This is a genomic window from Psychrobacter sp. TAE2020 (genome assembly GCF_018919485.1).
GTDB lineage: Bacteria > Pseudomonadota > Gammaproteobacteria > Pseudomonadales > Moraxellaceae > Psychrobacter.
Map to the genome: position 1 here is coordinate 1,693,102 of NZ_JAHLMU010000001.1, position 14,787 is coordinate 1,707,888.

Consider the following 14,787-nt stretch of genomic DNA (forward strand, 5'->3'; position numbering starts at 1 on the left):
TATTTACTTATAACTTATATAAAAGGAAGAAAATAATGAGTCAATTAATTCGTTTACAAGATATCCAAGCTACTCAACGTGACCTAATTGGTGATGATTACTACGATCCAACAGGTAAAACTGCTTATGGCGTTAATGAAGAAAAGATTGGTAAAATTGATGGCGCTTTAGTAGAAGATACTACTGGCCGTATTCGTTATTTAATCGTTGATGCAGGTGGTTGGTTCAGCTCAAAAGAAGTATTAGTACCAGCAGGTTTAGCTCGTATCGTTGGTGATGATGTATTCTTTGATAGCTTAACTAAATCCCAAGTAGAAGCCATGGAGCAATACGACCATGACTATCAGTATAGTTATAAAGAGCAGTATGAGAACGATCGCAAAACTTTTGTTGCTGATACTATCCCTACAGAAGAGCGTATGGACATTACTGATACCTCTTACAATGCGCCAAACACTTTAGAGCTGTTAGAAGAACGTTTAACAGTAAATAAAGACCGTATTGTAGCTGGTCTAGTAAAAGTAGGTAAGCATGTAGTTACTGAAGAACGTAACGTAGAAGTAGAGCTTGAAGAAGAGCATGCTCATATTGAACGTACTAACGTAGATCGTCCAACTGATCGTCGTATCGGTGATGCTAACGGTAATGAAACTGTTGAAGTACAGTTAGAAGCAGAGCGTGCTAACGTTGCTAAACAAACTTTCGTCACTGAAGAAGTAAATGTAGGCAAAACGACTCAAAGCCATACTGAAACTATCGTAGAAACTATTCAGCGTGAAGAGTTAAACATCGATCGTGATGGTAATGTAGTTGATGCTAACGGCTCACTATACGAAAATGATAGTATCACTGCTGAAGATGTACGTAGAGCTCGTGGTATGTAATAAGCTAAAGATTAACTGCCTAGTTTATTTTATTAGACCGTTAATCGTTAAGTGCAGTTATTAGTAAGGACTGTTACTTATATTACTTAGCAAATTAAGGCCAGAGCCTGTCTCTGGTCTTTTTTTGTGTCAGACTCATATTGCAATTCTTTGCAGTAATCTATGCTAAATTGAGTAATCGATTAAGTTATTTAGTCCCTTTAATCTTTGCAAAGCTATAACTTTAATTTTGACAAAAAATCTTACCTTAGCGCTTATTTTATTTTCTATTAATATTTTTTTATCTAAAATAATATCAGTATTAATAATTATGCTGAATATAATGGTCAACTAAGTTATTCAGTATCTTTAATCTTCCCACATGCATAGCATTAATTTTGGCAAAAAATCTTATCTTAGCACTGATTTTATTTTCCATTAATAATTTTTTCTCTGTAATAATATTGGTGTTAATAAAGTTAGTAGTAACAATAAAAGCTCTTTGATAACTATACTGTACCGACTATAAAAAACATACTAACCATAAGGATTTGAATAATGACTATCAATAATAATCTAAACGAGCATCCTAATCTACCCCCTACCGATGCTGATAATAACGCTATGCTTACTGATAGAAGCGCTGATAATAAACTGCCTGCCCCTGACTATAGTGCAGATAAAGCAGAAATGGCTATGAACGCAGGTGATGGTTATCTAGAACTTTTAGAAGAGCGTCCAATAGTTAATAAAGAGCGCTTAGATATTGGCCGAGTCACGGTGACTAAGCATACTCGTACTAAAACTATTGAAGTGCCTATTGAGCTGATAGAAGAATATATTACCGTGCAAACTGAGTATCATGACGCTGAAAGTCAGGATCTGTTATCAGGCAGCTACGATGATAAAGACATCTTACGCCGTGTCGAGCCTTCATTAGCTAGTAATGCCGTAGTAACGATAAATGATAAACAAGTTACCATCGGTGATGCTCCTATTGAAATTGTCATCTCTCGTCAAGTGGCTACTATCACCAAAGAAACTTATGCCATTCAGGAAGTTGCTATTAGCAAGAGTGTTCATACTCATGTCGATAATATAGCTATTGAATTAAAACATGAAGAACTTGATGTCCGTGAAGAAGGGTTCTTGGATCATAACAATACCCCTATCACTAAGTAGTCATGATACTGAGCAGTTGAGATACTGAGTAGTTAAGATACTCAGTATTTACTGCTATGGTCTATACTTTTAGCTACAATCCTTTTAATTATAGGACTTATAGTTATAGGAATTATAGCTACAAGCTTTGATTTCTAAGATAGTATTAGTTGTAACCCTCGATCCTAAAAACTGCCAATAAAAAAGCAACGATTACGTTGCTTTTTTTATTGCTAATTATTGATGTACTCTCAGTAGCTTAACAAGCTACTAAACTTATAATTAGCCGGTCTTATTACACTGATAAGTTTCGACTTTAGACTCATCGGCACCTGCGGTACGTATTACTCCAGTTTCACGTTCGGTATGGGCGACTCGCCACTGTACAAATCCTTCCGTACCATCCATCGCTGTTGCGCCTTCAAACACTTCAGGATTAGAACCTTCGTTAGTCTGTTCTAAACTAACTGTTCCTTTATTAGTCACTAGCACTACCGTGTTTTCTTCATCTTTATAAGTCGCTTGTACTTTAAGCTCAGGTGCGCATAAATAGAGCATTTGAATAACGCCAGTATTTACTGAAGCGATAGTATCATCCGCTATTTCACTAGCTGGGGCATCATCAGTCGCCACTACTATATCATTTGGCTCTGCAGGATCTGCAGACATAGGTGCTGGCTGTTCAGCATTAATATTATTTTCTAAGCTTGGTTCTGGTTCTGGCTGTTGCTGACAAGCGCTAATGCTAATCATACTAGCTAGTAAACCCGCAGTAACAACAGACGACCGGATTTTTTTTAGTGATGCTAAATTCATATTCTACTCCTACAGTGATATGCTAAATACTATAGCGTGTCCAACTATTAGCGCCTACTTGCAATTTGTAAGCAATGATTGTTTAACACGCCCCCAATAACTATACAGTAGATTGACTACTCGCTAAACAAAAAAATGCCCATCGCTATTATTAACAATGGACACTATACAATCAGCAGTAACCCTGTTAACTGCTGATACTAAAGGTGATATCTACTAAATCTTACCGTGACATTGTTTATATTTAAGGTTTGAGCCACAAGGACAAGGAGCATTACGACTAACATTCATATTGGTATAAGGGTTTGGCTCAGTATTGTCTACATTATTACTGGCAGTAGCAGCACCACCACTAAGGTTGACACTCATATTACCATTATTACGCGCGGGCTGAGTATCCTGGCTAGTGTCGGCTAGCTGTTGAACCTCACCATTGATACCACTAGCATCGGTATGCTCAAATTGCATTTGCATACGCTCACGATCTGCACGTTGCTGTACTTCTAAGGCCTCTAACTCTGCTTTGCTAGGAATATGCACTCGCGATAGATCTTGTACCGTTTCTGATTTGATAGCAGCGAGCATCATTTGGAACAGCTCGAACGATTCACGCTTGTATTCTTGCTCTGGGTTCTTTTGCGCATAGCCACGTAAGTGAATACCTTTACGCAACTGATCCATTTGGGTCAAATGCTCTTTCCAATGCTTATCTAAGCTTTGCAGCATAAAATGACGCTCAAGTTGGGCGGCGCTCTCCTCACCCATTTGCTCACGGCGTTGATGATAGTGCTCTAACGCAGTTTCGACAATTTTCGCTCGCAAGCCTTCTTCATCGAGACGACGGTCTTGATCTAACCAATCGTTAATCGGCATATACAACTTAAATTCATTTTCAAGCTCATCCTCTAAGCCATCGACATTCCACTGATCATCGATCGAACCTGGTGGAATAAACTGATTGATCATAGCGTTGTAAACTTCTTTAGTCATCACTTCAATAGCGACTAAAAGATCTGTTTCAGCAAGTAGGTCATCACGCTGACCATAAATGACTTTACGCTGGTCGTTAGCAACATCATCGTATTTTAGTAGATTTTTACGGGCATCAAAATCGCGACTCTCAACTTTACCTTGCGCATTTTCAATAGATTTAGACACCATTTTATGTTCAATAGCTTCGTCCTCTTTTAGACCCATGGCGCGCATCATGTTGACTACTCGATCACCAGCAAAGATACGCATCAAGTCATCTTCTAATGATAGGAAGAAACGTGACATACCTGGATCTCCTTGACGACCGGCGCGACCACGCAATTGGTTATCGATGCGACGTGATTCATGACGCTCAGAACCGATAATATGTAGGCCGCCTGCCGCAACCACTTGGTCATGCTTAATCTGCCATTGAGCTTTTAGACCTTTCATCTCCTCTGGACTGACAGATTCAGGATCTTCAATGAAAGATTGCCAGTTTCCACCCAAGATAATGTCGGTACCACGACCAGCCATGTTGGTTGCGATAGTGACCGCCTTAGGACTACCGGCCTGTGCAATGATTTCAGCTTCACGCTCATGTTGCTTTGCGTTTAGAACGTTATGTTTCACGCCTTCTTGATCGAGTAAATACGATAATTCTTCACTGGCCTCAATAGTGGCAGTACCTACTAGTACTGGCGCTCCTTTGGCTTGAATCTCTTTTATCTCACGAATAATACCTTGGTATTTACCCAGCTTAGTCAAAAATATTTGATCATCTAGATCGACCCGTGCAATCGGCATATGAGTTGGAATAACAATTACATCCAAATCATAAGTTGACTTAAACTCTGCCGCTTCTGTATCAGCAGTACCTGTCATGCCCGATAACTTGTCATAAAGACGGAAAAAGTTCTGAAAAGTAGTAGTCGCTAGCGTCTGGTTCTCAGCTTGGATTTCAGCACCTTCTTTGGCTTCAACCGCTTGATGCAGACCCTCTGACCAGCGACGGCCCGGCATAGTACGACCAGTGTTTTCATCGACGATGACCACTTCGCCATCATCAACAATATAGTGGACGTTTTTCACAAAAATATGATGGGCACGAATAGCAGCTTGTACGTGAGCCAATAAGGGTAATCGACTAGGGCTGTAGAGACTTTCTTCAGGACCTAACTCACCAACTTCGATCAAAAAGCTCTCTATTTTTTCATAGCCTTTTTCGCTGATTTCTATCTGACGGTTCTTTTCATCGATCCAGAAGTCTTCTTCTTCGTTATTCTTATTGGCTTCTTCATCTTTTGAGCGTACTAATAGCGGAATAATATTATTAATCAGCGCATACATCCGTGATGAGTCTTCGGCTTGGCCTGAGATAATCAGCGGCGTACGAGCTTCATCAATTAGGATAGAGTCAATCTCATCGATGATACAATAGTTTAAAGGACGTTGCTTTTTGTCTTTTAAACTAAATACCATATTATCGCGCAGGTAATCGAAGCCATACTCGTTGTTAGTACCATAAGTGATATCAGCTTGATAGGCGTCGACTTTTTCTTGTCCAGGCTGCTGCGAGTAAATAACGCCAACTTTTAGACCCAAAAAGTTAAATAAAGGACGGTTCAAATCGGCATCACGAGCGGCTAGATAGTCATTGACTGTGACTACATGTACGCCTTTGCCACTAATACCATTTAGGTAGATGGCTAGAGTAGCCATCAAAGTTTTACCTTCACCGGTCTTCATTTCAGCGATCTTGCCTTCATGTAAGGTGATACCACCGATTAGCTGTACATCATAATGGCGCATGCCAGTAATACGTAACGAGGCTTCACGGCAGACGGCAAAAGCTTCTGGCAGTAATGCATCTAAACTCTCGCCCTTTTTAAAGCGCTCTTTGAACTCCACAGTTTTCTGTTGTAGCTGTTCATCAGATAAGGCTTGTGTAGCAGCCTCATGAGCGTTAATTTTGATAACTACTCGACGCATGCGCTTTAGTTCACGGTCATTCTTAGTACCAACAACACTACCTACAATCTTTGATAACATAATTTTTAACCTATAAGAATATTTGATGATTAACGTTCAGTAGTCAAAGCTTAGCCCGCTGTTTTATTATCACTGTCGTTATTCGACTATTATTAGCAGCGTAGCTTGCTTGACTATCATTACTGGTATTATTAGTGCTACTTGCCCGTTTGACCGTTGGTAACTGACAATCATTATTTGATTAATATTCGTCAACTGGCTAGCAAGATAATCAACTGGCTAGCCGTCTATTAAGGATGCCGCCATTATATATGGTTATGATGCTGTTGGATACAAGGGCAATAAGCAGATATTTGCTGAGGTGAATTAGTGCTAAGGCATGTTAAAATAGCCTTTATTATTACCAGTTTATAGCTTTACTTAGCCAATTATCCACCTCCACACTTGCCCTCACCTAGTTAAACTATTTTTTCAATAGCAACAAATAAACGATCCAAGGGTGTTCAAGCCTACTTTGTTAGAACACCCTTATTAGAAATAGAAGAGACTGTGCATGACTGCTAAATCCACTACCCCGAAAAAACATTTATCAGACTCGCTATCTGACCATATCTTAGACAATCTAGCCTCTAAGTGTTTGACTATCGGTGATACTGTTTATGACTTGGCCGATCACACCCCGATGATGGTGCAGTATCTAACGATGAAAGCCAACTATCCACAAGCGTTATTACTATATCGGATGGGCGACTTTTACGAGTTGTTTTTTGAGGACGCTAAACGTGCTGCGCAAATTCTAGACATCACCTTAACTCGCCGTGGTACTGATAAAGCTGGCCATACTATTGCTATGGCTGGCGTGCCATTTCACGCCGCTGACAGTTATATGGCGAGGCTAATTGCTGCAGGACAAACCGTAGTAGTCTGCGAGCAAATCGATGAATCTGCCCCTAGCCAACTCCCTACTATGGGTGCTAAAAGTAACAAACAGCAGCCGGAATACGCTAACAAAGATAGCGCTACAGACTCAATGAACAAAGCCAGCAAACCTACTGGTATCATGCGTCGTGAGGTAGTCAAAACGCTTACTGCTGGCACTATCACTGATGACGCCTTGATAGCCCCTAATCATCGACCTACTGTAGTGGCTATTGATATTGCAGCCCCTGCCTCAAAAGCTGGCAGCAAGCGATTATGGCAAGCCGCCATCAGTCAGCTGGACTTAGCCGCAGGAACCTTAACTACCCAAGCCTTAAGCTCACTGTCAACCATCAGCACGACTACTGACAGCGTTAAAGACTTACAGCAGCAAATGCTAACGGTGTTAGCCCGTTTTGCCCCCAGTGAATGTATCGTCAGCGAAGCCCTGATTGACAGGGTCGGCGAAGAGTGGATGCTCTGGTTACGCGGTCATCTTGACTGTCCAATCATCGAAGTGGCGGCTAATGACTTTTATCGAGATCATGCCGCAACGACTTTGTGCCAACAGTTCGATGTACAGCGCCTTGATGGGCTAGGTATCCTCGATGTGCCGCTATCGCAGACTAGCTGTGCCGCCCTTATCCACTATGCCAGACAGACTCAGCAACGCCATGTGCCACAAGTGAATCAGCTGATTGTTGAGCACCATGATGACTATTTAATTATCGATGCCAACAGTCAGCAAAACTTGGAGCTATTTAGCCCAGTCAGTGTCAATGGGACTTCACTTATATCAGTAGTCAATCACTGCAAGACCCCAATGGGTCGACGTCTATTAGTTCAACAAATGCAACGGCCATTGCGGCAACATAGCCGGATCAATCAGCGCTTAGAAGCTATTACTAGCTTGCTAAAAAACCAACAGGCTTTGAGCAACGATAAGCCGTCGAATATTAGCGGTAAAGCAGCTCCGTCTTTGGTACAAAACCTGCGACAAACTTTAAACAGTATCGGTGATATTGAGCGCATCAGTAGTCGTATCGCCTTGATGAGTGCTAAACCACGAGACTTACGTAAGCTGGCTGATGGCATTGCTAATTGTGATCAGTTAAGCGTGCTACTTAGTGCCATTGAGCTAGATCCTGCGTCTACTAGTCGACAGAACTGCCTATTGACTAGCCTAATCGAGCAATTGCCTGCCCGGCTGCCAGTCCTGCAACAGACTGCGCACCTGATTGATAACGCTATCCTCGTTGAGCCACCTGCTCATATTCGTGATGGTGGTATGTTAGCAATGGGTTTTGATGAGGAATTCGATCGCTTAAGCCATCTGCATGATAATATTCAGACTACCCTTGATGAGATGGTCGAGCAACAGCGTCAATCTCATCAACTGACTAACTTAAAAGTTGGTTTTAATAGAGTCAGCGGGTTTTATTTTGAACTGCCAAAAATGCAAGCTCAGCATGCACCTGCTCACTTTATTCGTCGGCAAACGCTAAAAAATAGCGAGCGCTTCATTACTGATGAACTTAAAGAAGTCGAAACTGAGTATCTGGAGGCGCAAACCTTAGCGCTAGCTCGAGAAAAGGAACTTTATCAGCAGCTGCTGATTACTTTAAGCGGTAATCTAGCACCACTACAGCAGTTAAGTGCTGCTCTTGCCCAACTCGATGTGTTAACCAATTGGGCACAACTGGCTTGTACTTATAACTGGCAACGTCCGCTGATGACTAACGACTCTTTAGATAAGTCGGTCGCCTTTAAAAACAGCACAGATAGTGAAGATAGCGATCAGCAAAATCAAATTAATTTTGATCAGCAAGCAACAAGCCAACACCAGCTTCATAGCCAAACTAGCATCAACCACAATGGCAGTAGCCAAACCAGCATCGACATTATCGCTGGTCGCCACTTAGTAGTCGAAGCAGCACTCAATCCAACTAGTGCTAGTCTCAATAGTATTGATACAAAGTTTAGTAGTAGCTTTGTAGCTAATGACTGTCGACTTGGCAGCGCCAGCAATAATGATAATAGACATACTGAACGGCTACTGCTGATTACTGGCCCTAATATGGGCGGCAAATCAACTTATATGCGCCAAACGGCACTGATAGTGCTGCTCGCTCATTGCGGTAGCTTTGTACCAGCAGCAAGCGCTCGTATTGGCGATATTGATCGTATCTTTACTCGTATTGGCTCGGCTGACGACTTAGCTGGTGGCAAATCTACCTTTATGGTAGAGATGATAGAAACCGCTAATATCCTCAATCAAGCCACTAATAAATCCTTAGTACTAATGGATGAAGTCGGACGTGGAACCGCCACTACCGATGGTCTAGCCATTGCTCATGCTTGCGTCAATAAGCTGTTGGCTATAGGCTGCTTGACGCTATTCGCTACTCATTACTTTGAGCTAACCCAGTTGGCTGACCTTAGCTATAATGATAAAGCTAACGGTATTCGCAATGTTCACGTCGCTGCTAGTGACGTCGATGGTCAACTGTTACTATTACACCAAATCCGAGATGGGGCAGCCAGTTCCAGCTTTGGGCTCCATGTCGCTAAAATGGCTGGTATTCCAGCAGAAGTACTGGCTGATGCCAAACGCTATTTAGTTGATAATTTAACCGTTACTGATAACAGCGATAACTCAACTGATAAATTAACCCTTAAAGCAGCTATCGAGGTTGCGACGGCTGATAACAAAAACGACTTAGCTAATTCAGTAAATGACCAAAGCCAGCAGAGTTATGCGGTTAGTGAACAAAAAATAGCTAGTAACACACCACAGCAGGCTATTTTAGATGATACTAATAATCAATATAATCAGCTACTTGCATTGCATAGCACTTTAGATAATACTGATCCTGACGCTTTGACACCCAAACAAGCTCACGACTTACTTTATAAGCTTAAGCAACTCATTAGATGTTAAAGGGAATTGTTAAAGTGGCGTAAAAGCGCTAAAATACGTTTTATTTTTATGTGAATTTTCTTCACTCTATTCAGCACTCAGCCGAACCAATAACAGGTAGCCAACACCATGACCTTTGTCGTTACAGATAACTGCATCCTTTGCAAATACACCGACTGCGTGGAAGTTTGTCCGGTGGACTGCTTTTATGAAGGACCGAACTTCCTCGTCATCGATCCTGACGAGTGCATCGACTGCGCCTTATGCGAGCCAGAATGCCCAGCTAATGCTATATTTTCAGAAGATGAAGTTCCTAAAGGTCAGGAGATGTTTACTGAGCTCAATGCCGAGCTGGCACAAAAGTGGCCAAATATTACTGAGATGACTCCAGGACTACCAGAAGCCGAAAAGTGGGATGGTGTTGAAGGTAAGATTCAATATTTAGAGAAGTAGTTGCAACAAAAGTTTAGACCATAGGCTGGGTTTTTTAACCCAGCTTTTTTTATGTCTCATAATAGGGTACAGCTTATCATTCAGCTTATAAGTGATTTTCCACTATGCAAAATTATGATTTTGCACGAGGGTTTGCTAGGCTAAACACAGCCGCAGCCTACACGATATTATCTAGCTTTATTTTTTGTACTTTAAAATACGATATTTACTATCAATCAATATGTATAAGTAGCCTTAATTGACAAGATATACTTGCCTTAGGCTGGGGCTTTTAGCCCAGCGCTTTTGTAGATATCGTTGAATACGACATCATTCTTTACTATTTTCTAGCTCATCTCAATAGATCGATAATAGTATCTATCCAGCCTTGGCAAGTCATCCGTATGCACCTTTTGACGCCTATTAAAATAGTCAACTTGCACAAGCCTTTGGCTACCAGGACAGGCAAAATTACATAGCATAATATTTTGTAGATTGGGGCTATCATTTTTAGTTAGAACATAAGCGCTATCTCCAAACACCTCATACCAGTTTCTAAACAGCGTTTGGGTATAACCATGCGCTCTATTCGGCTGTCCTATAACATTTGCCATGATATATTTACTGTTTTCTTTAAATTGGCTAAGTGCTTCTAAGGTATATAAATTGCTAGCCACATAACGACCTTGAAAGGCGTCAATGAGCATAAAATCATAACGAGCATCGCGATTACGAGTCAAATAGCCACGAGCATCATCGCCGATGAATTCAATATTTTCTGCTATTGGTGCTTTTAAAAAATGCTCTTCGATAATGTCTGGCAAATCCTTGTCGATATCAATAACCGTAAGCGCCATCTCAGGATTATGATGGGCAACTTCACTTGGCGTTCCCATACCTGCACCGCCTAAGAATACTAAAGTACTAGGCGCAGTTTGCTCGATAGCTGCTACCGTAATCTCGCCATACCAATGACAATTCTTCTTAGTTAAGTAGATCCAGCAGCTACTGGTTGATTGTCCGGGTTTATCGGTAATAGTGACGGCTAGCTTATCTTTATAAATGATCTGTTTAATAAACCAAGCCCCAGTTGAGGTCTGATAGCCAGTATCTACTTTGCTAAGAAATATAAAAGCGGCGGTTAATACAACGGCTGATACCGCTAGCAGATAGTTCTGCCTAGGTGCCAGCTGACTAGCATAATCATCACTATAGAGTTGTACAGCCAGCTTAGTACATAAATAAGCACTTAGCGCTAGTGCCGTTATAAATAATGCCAGGCTGCTCATAAGACCGATATAAGGCAATAATAAAATTGGCGTTAGCGTTGAGCCTAGTACGCTACCGACTGTGGTAATGGCTACCATCATGCCAGCATTTTTACCCGCATCGACGCCATCACTATTTGGATATTTTAAAGTTAAGAATTGGGTAATCAAAGGAATGGTGGTCGAGCCAAAAGCTAGGCCGATGCCGAACAATAGACCTACACCCATAGCCGCTATAATAGGATTGCTAGTACTTAAGGTCATAGCCGCTAGTAAAGGCAATTGAACTATACAAGCGATAGCATGAGAGATGGCGGACAGTGACAATACATGACCCGCTTTTAATAAGGCTTGCCTCGGGGTCTTGATATCTTGTGATAAACGCCCGCCGTGCCAATAACCAACGGCTATCGCAATCAACACCATAGCCAAGATCACACCAGTGATAGAGATAGATGAGCCTATATAAGTCGCTGATATTCTAATCGCATATATCTCAATACCGAGACCAGCAAAGCCTTCAAGCAGTGCGATGGCTAAACATATTCCTAAGACTTTTCTTTGCATACAACCACTCGCCAGCGTGACTATTATTGGTACACTGAGTTTACACTATTGAAGATAATTTTAGAGCGATCATAATTAGAACTATTGGTAAAATACCAGTAGCGTGATAAAGAGGGTTGAGATACCAAACAAAAATAAGATTAGTAAAGCCTCTGAAGGCTAACGAGTACAGTAATTGATAGCCTATAAGATCCAGTGCAGAGTGTCATTTTAATCTTATTATAGATATATTGCTTTTCTAGTAATCTTTTATGCGCATAAAATGACTCTTACCTACAGTCAGTATTTATACAATGATTCCACACTGCTGATGCTATAACCTATTGCTTAGGAAAAACTAAACATAAAGTGCCGCCTTTACATTACGATACCTAAACACTAGATTATGAGCAATTACCAGTACCTGACTTAAAGCCGCGGGCAGAGTTACATGTTGTACCATTATTGGTCCAGATCATAATAGAAGCGTTGACTACAGTCGGCGTATTCATATAGATTAAACCAGTGCCTGTAATGTCCGTTGCGCCAGTAGTCGCAGTAATCACTCCATCTACTATAGAGGTTAATGCCGTAACGTTATCAGTCACATTAAACGCAGCAATAGTTGGGATAGCATTGATTCCAGCGTTACAACCGACAATTACACTAGTAAGAGCGATACATTCATTGACTGCTAATTTTATTGAAGCAAGTTCTGCAGCTGCTGCTGTAGCACGAATACGTGAGGTATAATTGCTGTAATGCGGCATAGCGATCGCCGCTAGAATACCGATAATTGCAATAACAATCATTAATTCGATTAAGGTAAAGCCTGTTTGGGTAGTGGCTTTCATTATGTCTCCTACAATCACTTATAGTTTCTGTTATAGAGGATATTATGTCACTCTTTAATGTTCACTCAGTAGATACAAAAAGGCCAAACATGATGTTTGGCTTTTTTATTAATTGAAGATATCTAAGTTATAAGATTATGCGCAATCACCAGTACCTGACTTAAAGCCGCGAGTAGCATTACAAACTGAACCAGACTGCAACCAAATCATATTTGCGGCATCAGCAGCAAGCGTAGGCGTATTCTCATAAGTTAAATCATTACCTGCAGCATCTGTTGCACCAGTAGTTGCTGTGATGATGCCATCAGTTACAGTAGGTGCTAAAGTAACGTTTCTAGTGGCAGTAAAATCAGTATTAGCTGGAATACCTTCTTCGCCAGAGTCGCATTCATCAAGAGTACCAGTAAAAGCGATACATTCGTTAACGGCTGACTTGACTGAAGCAAGCTCTGCAGCTGCAGCTGCTGCACGAGTGCGTGAGGTGTAGTTGCCATACTGTGGAATAGCGATCGCAGCCAAGATACCGATAATGGCAATAACGATCATTAGTTCGATCAAGGTAAAACCTTTTTGAGCGTTCATAAGCATGTCCTTTAAGATGATTGGATGGCTAGTAAGTTAGATTACTTACCACCTTTTATAAAATGAATGACAGTCCTAGTGAACTATTGATCCTACTGTCTGTCTTATCATAATTATTGCAGGTAGTGTGCCAACTCTTTTTATCAGGAATACATCTAGGCGCCTACTTATTAACGGCTTAGCTCATGGTTTAATAGAGGAAAAATAACAGCCTGTAGGCTGTAAATAACCTTTCATTAGCGATAGTCACTTTTTTTAGATTATTAAATCAACCCTAGTGAGTATTAGCTAAAACTATGTGTTGCTATATTATTACTAAAATTTGTCACTTTTAAGTGACTCGATTGCAGAAGATACCTAAATCTGACGCTTTTTGTCAGATTTTAGCTTTGCTTTACTTAAATACAAACCTTGATACTGACAATGTTCGGCAATACGGTCTTATGGTTATTAGATCATCTATAAGGACTACCTCTAGAGTTTTAACGCCACTCATCACTCAGGCCACAGACAGAACTTCGGCATTTTTCTCCAGCATTATCCAGAGTTAGAGTACCGTCAGTAGCCATACGTTGAGTGACTATAGGGACTGCCGTTATCGTCCAATCCCTGCTAGACAGAGTAGTAGCATCATTCGGAGTGACCGTCACCGTATATAATGCTGTAGCAGATCTCGGAAAGCGCACACTACCATTAGCAGCAGGTGCCGTTGACATGATAGTAACCAACGGTATTCTGTCATAACGTCGATAGTTGATTTTATTAGACTCTATACGCAGAGCGATTTGTTGCATCTCGCTCATCATGTCTGCACGATTGATACTCTGTGCATAACCTTGATAGCTAGGATAAGCGATGGTTGCAAGTACGCCTATAACCGCAACAACTACCATCAGCTCTATAAGAGTAAAACCGTTAGGTTCACTATTGCCGGGTGCTTTATAGGCGGTTTTTGGTAATGATGTCACCATGTCGTCGCTCCTGCTCCACACCCTGCAGCAGTAATAGTAAAGCTCAACTTATTAGCGCAGCGTAACCCTTGGCTAGTTATCTTAAAATTGCTTGCACTAGTCATAGTGATAGGCGTAGCCATTATCACCCAGTCATTAGCGCGCGCATTTCCTTGATGCAAAGTACTAAATGTCGCTGGTCCAGTGACATGGCCTAGTTGGATAATATAACTTGGGTTAGTAGCGGGCCAGTTAATAGCTCCTGTACTATCTGCAATAGTATCAGGCTTAAAGCCTTTATAAGTCAGCGCCTTGGCTCGCCATTGTTCAAGCTCATTGGTTAGCGCTAGCATTTTGCGCTGCACATCAGACTCTGCATTGCGAATCACATACACTCGATAGCTTGGTATGGCGATAGTCGCCAAAATTGCGATAATTGCCACGACTACCATTAGTTCTATAAGAGTAAATCCTGATTGTTGCAGGGTTTTATCATTTAACCATTTAGACATA

General features: G+C 41.2%; 11 protein-coding genes. 4 read left to right on the plus strand and 7 right to left on the minus strand.

The window, feature by feature from the left end; translation table 11 throughout:
- The first annotated feature begins 35 nt into the window (after positions 1-35).
- Together KPY62_RS06845 and KPY62_RS06850 are read left to right on the plus strand one after the other, a co-directional pair.
- Positions 36-884: a DUF2382 domain-containing protein gene (locus KPY62_RS06845; protein WP_216581351.1), complete on the plus strand. Its 849-nt coding sequence runs from the start codon at positions 36-38 to the stop codon at positions 882-884.
- A 537-nt stretch (positions 885-1,421) separates the two neighbouring features.
- Complete coding sequence (locus KPY62_RS06850) at positions 1,422-2,045, plus strand: YsnF/AvaK domain-containing protein (protein WP_216581352.1); 624 nt, start codon at positions 1,422-1,424, stop codon at positions 2,043-2,045.
- A gap of 261 nt (positions 2,046-2,306) precedes the next feature.
- Here the strand turns inward: KPY62_RS06850 and KPY62_RS06855 are convergent, their stop codons facing one another.
- Both KPY62_RS06855 and secA read right to left on the minus strand, forming a co-directional pair.
- Complete coding sequence (locus KPY62_RS06855) at positions 2,307-2,840, minus strand: hypothetical protein (protein WP_216581353.1); 534 nt, start codon at positions 2,838-2,840, stop codon at positions 2,307-2,309.
- A 216-nt stretch (positions 2,841-3,056) separates the two neighbouring features.
- Positions 3,057-5,864 (minus strand): preprotein translocase subunit SecA, encoded by a 2,808-nt coding sequence (secA, locus tag KPY62_RS06860; RefSeq protein WP_216581354.1) that lies wholly within the window; start codon positions 5,862-5,864, stop codon positions 3,057-3,059.
- A 493-nt stretch (positions 5,865-6,357) separates the two neighbouring features.
- Here secA and mutS point away from each other — a divergent pair, with 493 nt between their 5' ends.
- Complete coding sequence (mutS, locus tag KPY62_RS06865; protein ID WP_216581355.1) at positions 6,358-9,663, plus strand: DNA mismatch repair protein MutS; 3,306 nt, start codon at positions 6,358-6,360, stop codon at positions 9,661-9,663.
- A 108-nt stretch (positions 9,664-9,771) separates the two neighbouring features.
- The gene (gene fdxA / locus KPY62_RS06870; protein ID WP_201621748.1) at positions 9,772-10,095 is read left to right on the plus strand and encodes a ferredoxin FdxA; all 324 of its coding nucleotides are present in this window, start codon (positions 9,772-9,774) and stop codon (positions 10,093-10,095) included.
- Between the two features lie 326 nt (positions 10,096-10,421).
- On the opposite strand, the gene KPY62_RS06875 is transcribed toward fdxA, so the two are convergent.
- From KPY62_RS06875 to KPY62_RS06895, 5 genes are all read right to left on the minus strand, one after another.
- Complete coding sequence (locus KPY62_RS06875) at positions 10,422-11,909, minus strand: fused MFS/spermidine synthase (RefSeq protein WP_216581356.1); 1,488 nt, start codon at positions 11,907-11,909, stop codon at positions 10,422-10,424.
- Positions 11,910-12,292: 383 nt separating this feature from the next.
- A complete protein-coding gene (locus KPY62_RS13965; RefSeq protein ID WP_216581357.1) occupies positions 12,293-12,742 on the minus strand; it encodes a pilin in 450 nt (149 codons plus the stop codon).
- A gap of 135 nt (positions 12,743-12,877) precedes the next feature.
- Positions 12,878-13,324 (minus strand): pilin, encoded by a 447-nt coding sequence (locus KPY62_RS06885; RefSeq protein WP_216581358.1) that lies wholly within the window; start codon positions 13,322-13,324, stop codon positions 12,878-12,880.
- Positions 13,325-13,806: 482 nt separating this feature from the next.
- Positions 13,807-14,295 carry a type IV pilin protein gene (locus KPY62_RS06890; RefSeq protein WP_216581359.1) on the minus strand — a complete coding sequence of 163 codons (489 nt, stop codon included), beginning with the start codon at positions 14,293-14,295 and terminating at the stop codon, positions 13,807-13,809.
- Positions 14,289-14,786, minus strand: a complete 498-nt coding sequence (locus KPY62_RS06895; protein WP_216581360.1) for a type IV pilin protein — start codon at positions 14,784-14,786, stop codon at positions 14,289-14,291. Before KPY62_RS06895 ends, KPY62_RS06890 begins: the two co-directional genes overlap by 7 nt.
- Between the last annotated feature and the right edge of the window lies 1 nt (position 14,787).